This window comes from Paramylibacter kogurei, from assembly GCF_002742285.1.
Classification (GTDB): Bacteria; Pseudomonadota; Alphaproteobacteria; order Rhodobacterales; family Rhodobacteraceae; genus Amylibacter; species Amylibacter kogurei.
Window position 1 is genome coordinate 904,011 of sequence record NZ_MDGM01000012.1, and the last position, 12,051, is coordinate 916,061.

The window sequence follows — 12,051 nt, forward strand, 5'->3', positions numbered from 1 at the left end:
GCAGAAAGCGATGTAATGACAAACGAAATTCCCGTTGAAAATCTTACACGTGAACAGGCCAAAGCCGAATTAAAACAGCTTGCCGATGAATTGCATCGCGCAAATCAAGATTACCATCGCGACGATGCGCCAGTGTTAAGCGATGGTGAATATGACCGTCTTAAACAACGCAATTTGGCGATTGAATCCAAATTTCCTGATCTTAAGCGAACCGACAGCCCATCAGATCAGGTTGGCGCGGCGGTGTCCGAAAAATTTACAAAAATTGAACATTCCGTGCGGATGTTATCATTGGGAAATGCGTTTTCTGATGAAGACGTGGTTGAATTTGACGAACGCATTCGCAAGTTTTTAGGCATCACCGCGGATCAGCCTTTGATCTATACCGCAGAACCAAAAATTGATGGCCTGTCCTTGTCACTTCGTTATGAACACGGGGAATTGGTTCATGCTGCAACGCGTGGTGATGGTGCTATTGGCGAAAACGTCACGGCAAATGCGCGGGTGATCCAAGACATTCCCAAATCGATTAAAAATGCCCCAGAAATTGTCGAAATTCGTGGCGAAGTGTATATGAGCCATGAAGATTTTTTCGCACTAAACAAGGCGCAATCCGAAACAGGTGCAAAAACATTTGCCAATCCGCGAAATGCGGCCGCAGGATCGTTGCGCCAATTGGATTCAGGTATCACCGCTTCGCGTCCGTTGCGGTTTTTTGCATATGCTTGGGGCGAACTTTCTGCACCACTTGGCGATACACAATCACAATCGGTTGTGCGGATGGGCGAATTTGGATTTAAAACCAATAGCTTAATGAAAGAATGTGATAGCCCTGATGCAATGATAGCTCATTACAATCACATCGATGAAATGCGTGCTGATCTGGGTTATGACATTGATGGCGTGGTTTACAAGGTTGATGATCTGGCGTTGCAATCGCGTCTTGGGTTTCGATCAACCAACCCACGTTGGGCGATTGCGCATAAATTTCCCGCTGAAATCGCACATACACATTTGGAATCAATTGAAATTCAGGTTGGGCGCACTGGCGCGTTGTCACCTGTTGCCCGATTAACGCCCGTAACCGTGGGCGGCGTTGTTGTGTCAAACGCCACATTGCACAATCCAGATTATATCGCGGGCAGGGATTCCAAAGGTAATCCCATTCGTGATGGGCGTGATATACGTGTTGGTGATTGGGTCGAAGTTTATCGCGCAGGTGACGTTATACCAAAAATCCGCGACGTCGATTTATCCAAACGTCCATCAGATAGCGTTCCATATGAATTTCCCACCCTTTGTCCCGAATGCAACAGCCCCGCAATCCGCGAAGAAGGCGACAGCACCGTCCGTTGTATAGGTGGGCTGATCTGCCCCGCACAAGCGGTAGAAGGGTTAAAGCATTTCGTATCGCGCGGCGCATTTGATATTGATGGGTTGGGCAATAAACAAATCGAAGCGTTTTATCATGATGAAACCCTGCCGATCAAAACCTTTGCGGATATATTTACCCTTGAAACACGCGATAATGCACAGCTTGCAAAACTGAAAAATCGGGACGGGTGGGGCGTGAAATCAAGTGAAAATTTGTTTTATGCAATCAATGAAAAACGTGTGGTTGCATTGAACAAACTGATCTTTGCCCTTGGCATTCGCCATGTTGGCGATAGCAGCGCAAGCTTGCTCGCCAAACAATATGGATCATGGAGCGCATTAACGGATGCGATTGATTCAATTCAAGACTACCAAGGCGAGGCATGGGAAAACCTGTTATCAATTGATGGCGTTGGTGATGTCATGGCGCGCGCGATTGTTGATCGCTTTCACACCCCAGAACAACGCAAAATTATTGATGATCTGGTTGTCCACTTGGATATTCAAAACGCGATCATGCAGGATAACGCCGGCAGTCCCGTCGCCGGCAAAACAGTTGTTTTTACGGGTAGTTTAGAATTGATGACCCGCGCCGAGGCCAAAGCGCGCGCAGAAACAATGGGCGCAAAGGTTTCTGGATCGGTTTCGAAAAAAACCGACATCGTTGTCGCAGGCCCTGGTGCTGGTTCCAAGGCGAAAAAGGCCCAAGAATTGGGGATCACGATCATGGACGAGGAAACCTGGCTTGCCCTGATCAGCGCAACCTGAGCATACTAGCCCCATGAGCACACGGCCCGAAATTCTGTTCCCATTTTTCACCGCGCTGACGGGGTTAACAGGCGTGGGGCCAAAAACGGCACAGAATTTGTCAAAAATTGCGATTGAACGGCCAAAGGATCTGATTTTCACGCTGCCACAATCGCTTGTAAATCGTGAACCACGCGAAACAATTCAAGGTGCTGTGTTTCCATCCATTGTAACGGTCGAAGTTTTGATCGGGGATCACAAGCCAAACACCGCAAAAGGGCGGCCCTATCGTGTGACGGTATCAGATGCCAAAACCAGTTTTCAACTGGTGTTTTTCCATGCCCGCGCTGATTGGTTGCGAGAACAATTGCCAACGGGTCAGCGGCGCATTGTGTCTGGCAAAGTTGAAATGTTTGATTCCATCGCGAATATGGTCCATCCCGATTACATCATTCCGGTTGGTGCAGTGCATGAAATTCCGCAACATGAACCAATTTATCCGCTAACCGCAGGGGTAACGCAAAAGACCATGCAAAAAGCGGTGACAAGTGCACTTGATCGCGTGGTCGATTTGCCTGAATGGATTTTGCCATCCTTGGCACAAAAACACAATTGGCCAAGCTGGTCAGAGGCCGTGCGATCTGCTCATGCGCCAAAATCGAGTGCAGATTTTGCACCAATGGCACCGGTGCGTGCACGACTTGCTTATGATGAATTATTTGCCCATCAAGTGACACTGGCTTTGGCACGTCAAAAAATGCGCCGCGCCAAAGGCATTGCCACAAAAACCACTGGAAGATTGCAAGATAAGATATTGAAATCACTTCCATTTACGCCCACGAATGCACAGCGCAGGGCCGTATCGGAAATATTGGGCGACATGGGCGAGCCATATCGCATGAACCGACTATTGCAAGGTGATGTTGGGTCGGGCAAAACGCTTGTCGCATTTTTGGCAATGGCGGGTGTTGTGGAAACTGGTGCACAGGCGGTGATGATGGCACCAACCGAAATACTCGCGCGTCAACACTTAGAAAGCCTTCAACCATTGGCCGAACAAACGGGCATTGTGATGGAGATATTAACAGGGCGCGACAAAGGGAAAGAACGCACAGCAAAGCTCGCAGCACTTGCCGCTGGTAAAATACAAATATTGCTGGGCACCCATGCGGTGTTTCAAAAGGATGTGGAATTTCACGATCTGCGCCTTGCCATTATCGATGAACAGCATCGATTTGGCGTGCGTCAACGCATGGATTTGGGCGCCAAAGGTGCGGCCGTTGATATATTGGTCATGACAGCAACACCCATTCCGCGTTCTTTGGCATTGGCAAATTTTGGCGATATGGATGTATCGGTGTTGGATGAAAAACCAGCAGGGCGCAAACCTGTGGATACGGTTTTGGTGAATAATACGCGGCTGGATCAGATTATTGATCGGTTAAAACAAGCAACCCAAGGGGGCAAACAGGCATATTGGGTTTGTCCATTGGTGGGGGAAAGCGAAGTAAGCGATTGGACAGCCGCCGAAGAACGATATCGTTCGTTGCGCGTCGCACTTGGCGATGAAAATGTTGGGTTGGTTCATGGCCAGATGCCCACGGCACAAAAAGACAGCGCCATGGCCGATTTTGTCGCGGGCAAAACCAAAGTATTGGTTGCCACCACGGTGATCGAAGTGGGGGTGAATGTGCCAAATGCATCCATCATGGTGATTGAGCAGGCCGAAAAATTCGGTTTGGCACAGTTACACCAATTGCGCGGCAGGGTGGGGCGTGGTTCCGAAAAATCCAGTTGTTTGCTGCTTTATGCTGGGCCGCTTGGCGCAACTGCGAAAAAGCGTTTGGAAAAGATGCGCGAAACCGAAGATGGGTTTGAAATCGCAGAAATGGATTTAAAACTTCGCGGGGCAGGTGATGTTTTAGGGGTGCAACAATCGGGTCTGCCCCAGTTTAAAATCGCAGATATCGAGATGCAATCTGATCTGATGAAAATTGCATATGATGATGCCAGATTATTAATGACCACAGACCCAACACTGGAATCTGAACGCGGACAGGCGGTGCGGGTTCTTTTGTATTTGATGGAACGTGAGAAAGCTATTCGTTTAATATCAATAGGTTAGCGATAATTCTCTTTTCGTATTGTCATTTTGTTCTCTTTTGTTCCCTTTTTATTCTTTACAAAGCGTAAATAATTTGGAACAAAGAGTAAACAAATTACAGAAACGGCAGGAATATCACATGTTGAAGTCAATCTATGCACTAATGACACGCAATCCCGACAGCGCAGCCGAAGATTACATCGGTTTCGCAGCACTTTTCGTTATCGTTGTGGTTGGATTGAACCTGCCCGCTGTTTTGTAATTCAGTTTCCGCCTGCGGTCTGGCCGAACCCTTTTTTACCTCGGGGGTGAGATTGTTTTTAATCTTGGCATTGGCCGACATGACTTGCCGCGCTTGGTTTATCCAAGCGCGGTTTTTTTATGCGCTTTCAGATTGGATCGCATCATCGAATGCGGCTAATGTAGCATCAAATGCCAACATGATGGATGCGTGGCGGTTCCGATAATCTTTGGCAGATTCCAAAACGATTAGATCCGCAAACGGGGCATCAGGGACGGGGCCGTTTTGGGTTAACATTTCAAACAACTGATCGCGTCCAGTTTCAATTTCATCACGTGTGCGACCAATGATATTGGCGCCCACGACAGATGCAGATGCTTGCCCCAAGGCGCAGGCTTTCACGTCTTGTGAAAATGCGCTGATAACGCCGTCTTTGACATCAAGCGCAACCTGAATGTTAGAACCACAAAGCGGCGATCGCTTTTTCGCCATGCCCATCGGTGCAACCAATGGATCGGTATGGGGAATTGCCGCTGCAAGCGCAAGAATGCGTTTTGAATAGAGCTTGATCAGGTCGGTTGTATCAGACATATGAATTCGCTTTGCAGATTGGTGTTCATTCCCTAATTAGAGAGTGAAATCGGAATTGAAAAGTGCGAGGGCGGTTATGGCAGCGGAATTTGACATAGAAACACTTAAATTTGATGACGCGGGGTTGATCCCAGCCATTGCACAACAACACGACACGGGCGAAGTGTTGATGATGGCTTGGATGAACCGAGAGTCATTAAAGGCAACTTTGACAACGAAACAAGTAACCTATTGGTCGCGGTCGCGCCAAGAGCTCTGGCGCAAGGGGGCAACGTCTGGGCATATGCAGACGTTAAAGTCATTGCGGATCGATTGTGATCGCGATTGTATTTTGATGCTGATTGATCAGATAGGCGCGGCGTGCCACACGATGCGACGCCATTGTTTTTATACAGATGTCACAAATGGAAACGAAGTAGAGCTGATATCACCGATGGAGCCGTGATGCCGCGTTTCTGGCAATGTCGCGATTTGGATATTTAAGCAAAATGGAGATTAGGCATTTGTATCAAAAAGCGCGCGGAGCATTGCGGGGCTGAAACCCTTGTGGCGATAGGATTGTATTGCCATCGCATCATATCGTTTGGCCAAACGTTTCCCGTTTTCATCGCGGATCAATTTGTGATGACGATAGATCGGTGTGTGAAGCCCAAGCAAATTTTGCAAAAGAATGTGAATTTTTGTGGCATCAAACAAATCATACCCACGTGTTACATGAGTAATATTTTGTGCATGATCATCGATGACAACAGCGAGGTGATAGCTTGTCGCGATATCTTTGCGTGCCAGTACGATATCTCCGATTTTGTTGATCAATTCATTCGCGTCAAAGCGGATTGATCCTGTTTCCTGATTTGGGCCAATTCCGATTTCATTGAATGTGAAGTAGGTTTTAGTCAACGTTTCAATCGCGCGGGCCATATCAAGACGCAGGGCAGCATTATTTGGAATTTCGCGGCGGGGTTTGTTGCGACATGTTCCTGGATAGATGATCCCGTCTGGGCCAAGAATTTGTTCGCCGTCTTCCTGTGGGGCGGAGGCGATTGCGATGTCTTTGCGCGTGCAATCACACGCATAAAGCAAGCCGCGATCCCAAAGCGATTGTATGGCGTTTTGATAGGCATTGGTGCGTTCTGATTGGCGCATAACAGGCGTTTCCCACGTGATGCCAAGCCAAGCCAGATCATCAAAGATGGCGTTTTCAAATTCTGTTTTGCATCGCGTTTGATCGATGTCTTCGATGCGAAGTAAAAATTCACCACCGCCTTGCATTGCGCAATCATATGCGGTGAGCGCAGAATAAGCATGCCCAAGATGTAATAGCCCTGTCGGAGACGGGGCGAAGCGTTCGCGAATGATCATATCGCGACCCTAGAATGGGGTGATTATGACTGCAACCATGCTGTCCAATCGGATTTCGCACGATCTGTGTATGCTTTGTAACGTGTGGCGCGATTGCGACGCCCGCCTTTGATATTTTCAACAGGGGGGAAAAGACCGAAATTAACGTTCATTGGTTGAAACGTTTTTGCATCCGCACCGCCAGTGATATGTGTGATCAAAGCACCCATCGCGGTTGTGTTTAGTGGTGATTGCAATGGCTTACCCAAAGATTCAGCCACCGCCAAACGCCCAGCAAGAAGCCCCATCGCAGCACTTTCAACATATCCTTCTACGCCAGTAATCTGCCCCGCAAAACGGATATTTGGGCGCGATTTCAGGCGCATTTGATCATCCAGTAATCTGGGCGAATTGATAAATGTATTGCGATGGATGCCACCAAGGCGTGCGAATTTCGCGTTTTCCAAGCCTGGTATCATGGATAAAACGCGTGCCTGTTCGGCGTATTTCATCTTGGTCTGAAATCCAACGATATTAAAAAGCGTTCCAAGCGCATTATCACGACGAAGCTGTACCACCGCATGTGCTTTGATATCGGGTTGGTGCGGATTGGTCAGTCCAACGGGTTTCATCGGACCAAAGCGAAGCGTTTCGCGACCACGTTCGGCCATCACTTCGATGGGTAAACAGCCATCAAAATAGGGCGTGTCTTTTTCCCAATCCTTGAATTCTGTTTTTTCGGCGGACAGTAACGCATCGATGAATGACTCGTAGGTTTCTTTGTCCATCGGGCAATTCAGATATGCGGTGCGTTCTTCTTCGGTGTCGCCCTTGTCATAGCGTGATTGCATCCATGCTTTGGACATATCAATGCTATCGGCGTAAACGATGGGCGCGATGGCATCAAAAAACGCAAGTGAATCTTGGTCGGTTTGTTTCAAGATTGATGCGGCAAGAGATTGCGACGTCAGCGGCCCCGTTGCGATAATGGTTTGGCCCCAATCATCGCTTGGGATTTGTGTGATTTCAGTGCGATCAATCGTAACCAACGGATGATTGGTCAGCCGATCGGTGACAGCGGCGGAAAACGCATCGCGATCAACGGCAAGTGCAGAACCCGCGGGCAGGGCATGAGCATCGCCCATTTCCATGATCAAACTGTTGGCCGCGCGCATTTCCCAATGCAATAAACCAACGGCGTTTGATTCATCATCATCAGAGCGAAACGAATTGGAACAAACCAATTCAGCCAAATCTGTCGTTTGATGGGCAAAGGTTTCAACTTTGCCGCGCATTTCATGAATGATCACGGGAATGCCCGCGTTAACGATTTGCCAAGCGGCCTCTGATCCGGCCATACCGCCGCCGATGATGTGAATAGGATTTGTCATAGGCGCGGTTTATGCCAGTCCTGCGCAAAAGAAAAGGGGCCGCGATGCGACCCCTTTGAATATTACTAATTCTTTGTTTGCGAATTAAATCGCGCCCAGAATATCAGTAAATGCCGCGATTGGTGCGAATTTTTCGTTGCTTGGGCCAAAGTTGTATTTCACGCCAACGTATGTTGATGTTGAACTTTCGCCCTCTGCAGAAAGACGTGTAACGCCAGCTTCTAGAGTGACACCACTGTTTGCGATGTCATACCCAAGATCAACACCGTAAACTTCGACATCGCCGTCCAAAGAAGCAAAATTTGCAGTCGCGTTCAGACCAAAGTTGAATGTGTAGCCAGCTTCTAGCCCCAAAACTACCAAATCTTCGTCGAATGCGCTTGCCGCACCAAGTTGGAATTTGGCGTTGTATTTGTTGTTGTCAAAGCCGGTGATGATACCGTATTCGCTCACATCATCGCCCAAAAATTCATCAAGATCAGTGTTTGCTAAATACAAACCAGATTGGAATTCTTCGCTGATTGCGAAACCCAAGGCCAATTGTGTACGGCCAACAGTTTCAGAAATGCCACCAGCAGACAAACGAGTCGCTTTGTGTGACAGTTCGCCCAAATATGATTCATGGCGCAAACCAGCGGCAAGATCCAAAACGGTTACATTGATGCCCGCATCGTCAAGCGTGCCGCCCATGCCGTCTTTTTTGATACCGATAGATGCGAAAGAAAGTTCCGCAGCCTGAGAGAAAGAAGAAGTTGCCATCGCGATTGCAGCAACAGAGAGGAGGAGAGTTTTGTTCATTTGTGTATTCCTTTGATAATGATGGGGAAATGTCATGCATTTCGACCCATCACAATCCAAAAATATGTTTAGAAAAACCTGTGATTTTTCTTTTGCATTTTTGCAACTATTTTAACGCGACTTGCGAATTTTTAACTCGCATATCACGACAGTGATTACGATTTATCGACAGATAAACCACCTGCACCTTTTGAGAATAGGATCAAAAATCCACCCGCAAGCGCGATGTTTTTCAACATGCCATTCATATCGGCAATACCGTGGTAAAGCACACCCGTAACAACACAAAATGCTGCCAATGCGATGGCGATCAGGCGTGTTTGAAACCCAACGATAATTGCAATACCGCCCAACAGTTCAAATAACATCACGGGCCATGCCAAAAATCCCATGCCAGGCAATTGAGTTTCAATAAAACCGCCAAATCCAGCGGCGCCCATCATTGTAATTTTTGAATATCCCGCGAATGCGAAAAGAAGCCCTAGCAAGATACGACCAACCGGGTGCGCATATGAATTGAGTTGTGTCATGAGTATTTCCTTTGATTGATTTGTTTTGCGTTTGCTAACGCAGGGAACAAATCAAAACAAAGGTTATTGTTGATACAAACTGTTCACGATATTGCGACAATCGCCGAGGGTTATTCCCCCGACGATTGGTCTGTTTCTACAGGCGTTTCTTGTGCATCGGCATCAATGACGTCTTCTTCCGACGTTTCCGCGATATAGGCCACGGACACAACTTTTTCGCCATCTTTGGTATTAAACACTGTTACACCAGATGATGAACGCCCTTGGCGTGAAATGCCAGAAACGGGACAGCGGATCGATTGACCGGTGGATGTGGCGAGCATGATCTGATCCTCGTCCTCCACGGTGAATGCGGCCACGATTTTATCATCGCGGCGCGACAGGTTGGCCGCCGCAACGCCCATACCACCACGACCAGAGACGCGATATTCATGCGCGGATGATCGTTTGCCAAACCCGCCAGCGGTGATGGTTAAAATCCAATCTTCCATCGCGGCCAATTCTTCGTAGCGTTCGGTTGAAAGTTCACCCGCATCCGATGCAACTTCGCCGCCTTCTTCGCCCGTCAATGCGCGGCGCATTTTGAAATAGGCATTGCGTTCATCCGCCGTGGCATCAACGTGGCGGATCACGGCCATGGATACGACGTTGTCGCCATCAGCCAATCGAATGCCACGCACACCAGATGAATCGCGTCCTTTGAACACGCGCACATCAGTGATCGGGAAACGGATGGCCTTGCCCAACGAAGTCGTGAGCAAGAAATCATCGGCTTCTGTTGCAATGCGCACATTGACGATTGAAACGCCTTCGGACAGTTTCATCGCGATTTTACCGTTTGCCTTCACATTGGTGAAATCAGACAGCGCATTGCGGCGCACGCCCCCATCAGATGTGGCAAATACAATGTGCATATTGCCCCATTCATCCTCTGGCACATCAATTGGCATTAGTGCGGCAATGGACACGCCCTGTTGGATTGGCAACAGGTTCACAATCGCCTTGCCCTTGGCATTGCGCCCGGCAAGCGGCAGGCGCCATGTTTTCAACGTGTAAACCATACCGTCGGTGGTAAAGAACAACAGGGCGGTGTGAGTATTGGCCACAAACATGTTGGACACGAAATCATCGTCCTTGGTCGACATGCCTTGCAAACCTTTGCCGCCGCGTGCTTGTGCACGGAATTCGGCAAGGTTTGTGCGTTTGATGTAGCCACCATTGGTGATGGTGACGACCATGTCTTCTTTCTCGATCAGATCTTCGTCGTCCATGTCCCCAGACCAGTCAACGATTTCGGTGCGCCGTGGCACCGCAAATTTTTCCTTAACTTCGCGAAGCTCGTCAGAAATGATCGCCATTATCCGTTCGCGCGAACGCAGGATATCCAGATAATCTGTGATCTTGCCCGACAATTCTTGTAATTCATCCGTCACTTCTTGCACACCAATTGCGGTTAGGCGTTGCAAACGCAATTCAAGAATTGCACGCGCTTGAACTTCGGACAGGTTATATGTGCCATCGTCGTTCATCGTGTGGCTAGGATCGTCGATCAGCTTGATATATTGCGCGATGTCTTGGGCAGGCCAGCGGCGAGTCATCAATTTTTCACGCGCTTCGGCTGGATCGTTCGAGCTTCGGATCGTTTGAACGATTTCATCGACATTGGTAACGGCCACGGCCAAGCCACACAAAATGTGGCTGCGCTCGCGTGCTTTGCGCAGTTCAAATGCGGTGCGGCGTGCCACGACTTCTTCGCGGAAACTGATGAAATAATCGAGGAACTTAAACAGCGTCAACTGTTCAGGGCGCCCACCATTGAGCGCGAGCATGTTACAGCCAAACGACGTTTGCAGTGGGGTAAAGCGGAACAACTGGTTCAACACCACCTCTGCCGTTGCATCGCGTTTCAGTTCAACAACTACACGCACGCCAACACGATCGGATTCATCTTGGACATGGGCGATACCTTCGATTTTTTTATCACGGGATAATTCCGCGATCTTTTCGATCATGGTTGCCTTGTTCACCTGATATGGGATTTCATCAATGACAATCGCATAACGATCCTTGCGGATTTCTTCCACACGGGTTTTGGCGCGAATGATTACGCTTCCGCGCCCCTCGGTATAGGCCTTGGCCGCACCAGAGCGCCCCAAAATGATACCGCCCGTTGGAAAATCAGGGGCAGGGACGAATTGCATCAAGCGTGAACTGTCCATGTCCGGGTCTTCGATCAACGCAAGTGTCGCATCAATCACCTCGCCAAGGTTATGTGGCGGGATATTTGTGGCCATACCCACCGCGATACCACCAGCGCCGTTGACCAGCATATTGGGATAACGCGCAGGCAGAACCGTGGGTTCACGTTCCTTACCATCATAGTTATCTTGGAAATTAACCGTGTCTTTGTCGATATCTTCCAACAGAAATTCGGTTGGCTTATCAAGCCGCGCCTCTGTGTAACGCATCGCAGCGGCATTATCGCCATCCATCGAGCCAAAGTTACCCTGACCATCGATCAAGGGCAGGGACATGGAAAAATCCTGTGCCATACGTACAAGCGCATCGTAAATCGCGCTGTCACCATGTGGGTGAAAGCTCCCCATCACGTCACCGACGGATTTCGCGGCCTTACGATAGGATTTATTGTGGGTATAACCATTTTTATGCATCGCATATAAAATGCGGCGGTGAACAGGTTTCAAACCATCGCGCAAATCGGGAATTGCGCGGCTGACAATCACGCTCATTGCGTAATCCAGATAGGAGGTTTTCATTTCCTCTTCGATGGAAATATTTGGCCCATCAAAGACTGGTTTTTCAGGGGTGTCGTCCTGTGGAATATCTGTTTCGTCGCTCACGGATTATCGCCTGTTTTGCTTTTCTATATGTTGTGGGAATTTGTATCAGACATTCCCATAAACCGCAATGATT

Annotated in this window: 10 protein-coding genes; 4 read left to right on the plus strand and 6 right to left on the minus strand. The window is 48.6% G+C overall.

The window, feature by feature from the left end:
• The first annotated feature begins 15 nt into the window (after positions 1-15).
• From ligA to BFP76_RS14770, 3 genes are all read left to right on the plus strand, one after another.
• On the plus strand, positions 16-2,142 hold the full coding sequence (ligA, locus tag BFP76_RS09905; protein ID WP_099593227.1) for an NAD-dependent DNA ligase LigA: 2,127 nt from the start codon (positions 16-18) through the stop codon (positions 2,140-2,142).
• A 13-nt stretch (positions 2,143-2,155) separates the two neighbouring features.
• On the plus strand, positions 2,156-4,246 hold the full coding sequence (gene recG / locus BFP76_RS09910) for an ATP-dependent DNA helicase RecG (RefSeq protein ID WP_099593229.1): 2,091 nt from the start codon (positions 2,156-2,158) through the stop codon (positions 4,244-4,246).
• A 118-nt stretch (positions 4,247-4,364) separates the two neighbouring features.
• Positions 4,365-4,487, plus strand: a complete 123-nt coding sequence (locus tag BFP76_RS14770; protein WP_276307905.1) for a hypothetical protein — start codon at positions 4,365-4,367, stop codon at positions 4,485-4,487.
• 117 nt (positions 4,488-4,604) lie between these two features.
• Here the strand turns inward: BFP76_RS14770 and BFP76_RS09915 are convergent, their stop codons facing one another.
• Positions 4,605-5,057 (minus strand): iron-sulfur cluster assembly scaffold protein, encoded by a 453-nt coding sequence (locus BFP76_RS09915; protein ID WP_099593231.1) that lies wholly within the window; start codon positions 5,055-5,057, stop codon positions 4,605-4,607.
• A 76-nt stretch (positions 5,058-5,133) separates the two neighbouring features.
• Between BFP76_RS09915 and hisI the strand changes: the two genes are divergently transcribed.
• On the plus strand, positions 5,134-5,502 hold the full coding sequence (hisI, locus tag BFP76_RS09920; protein ID WP_099593232.1) for a phosphoribosyl-AMP cyclohydrolase: 369 nt from the start codon (positions 5,134-5,136) through the stop codon (positions 5,500-5,502).
• A gap of 50 nt (positions 5,503-5,552) precedes the next feature.
• On the opposite strand, the gene gluQRS is transcribed toward hisI, so the two are convergent.
• From gluQRS to gyrA, 5 genes are all read right to left on the minus strand, one after another.
• Positions 5,553-6,419 (minus strand): tRNA glutamyl-Q(34) synthetase GluQRS, encoded by an 867-nt coding sequence (gluQRS, locus tag BFP76_RS09925; protein WP_099593234.1) that lies wholly within the window; start codon positions 6,417-6,419, stop codon positions 5,553-5,555.
• Positions 6,420-6,442: 23 nt separating this feature from the next.
• Positions 6,443-7,789, minus strand: coding sequence for a methylenetetrahydrofolate--tRNA-(uracil(54)-C(5))-methyltransferase (FADH(2)-oxidizing) TrmFO (trmFO, locus tag BFP76_RS09930; protein WP_099593236.1), 1,347 nt, complete (start codon positions 7,787-7,789; stop codon positions 6,443-6,445).
• Between the two features lie 84 nt (positions 7,790-7,873).
• Positions 7,874-8,587 carry a hypothetical protein gene (locus BFP76_RS09935; protein ID WP_133117424.1) on the minus strand — a complete coding sequence of 238 codons (714 nt, stop codon included), beginning with the start codon at positions 8,585-8,587 and terminating at the stop codon, positions 7,874-7,876.
• 155 nt (positions 8,588-8,742) lie between these two features.
• Positions 8,743-9,117 carry a DoxX family protein gene (locus BFP76_RS09940; RefSeq protein WP_099593240.1) on the minus strand — a complete coding sequence of 125 codons (375 nt, stop codon included), beginning with the start codon at positions 9,115-9,117 and terminating at the stop codon, positions 8,743-8,745.
• Positions 9,118-9,227: 110 nt separating this feature from the next.
• Complete coding sequence (gene gyrA, locus BFP76_RS09945) at positions 9,228-11,894, minus strand: DNA gyrase subunit A (protein WP_420818669.1); 2,667 nt, start codon at positions 11,892-11,894, stop codon at positions 9,228-9,230.
• Positions 11,895-12,051 lie beyond the last annotated feature (157 nt).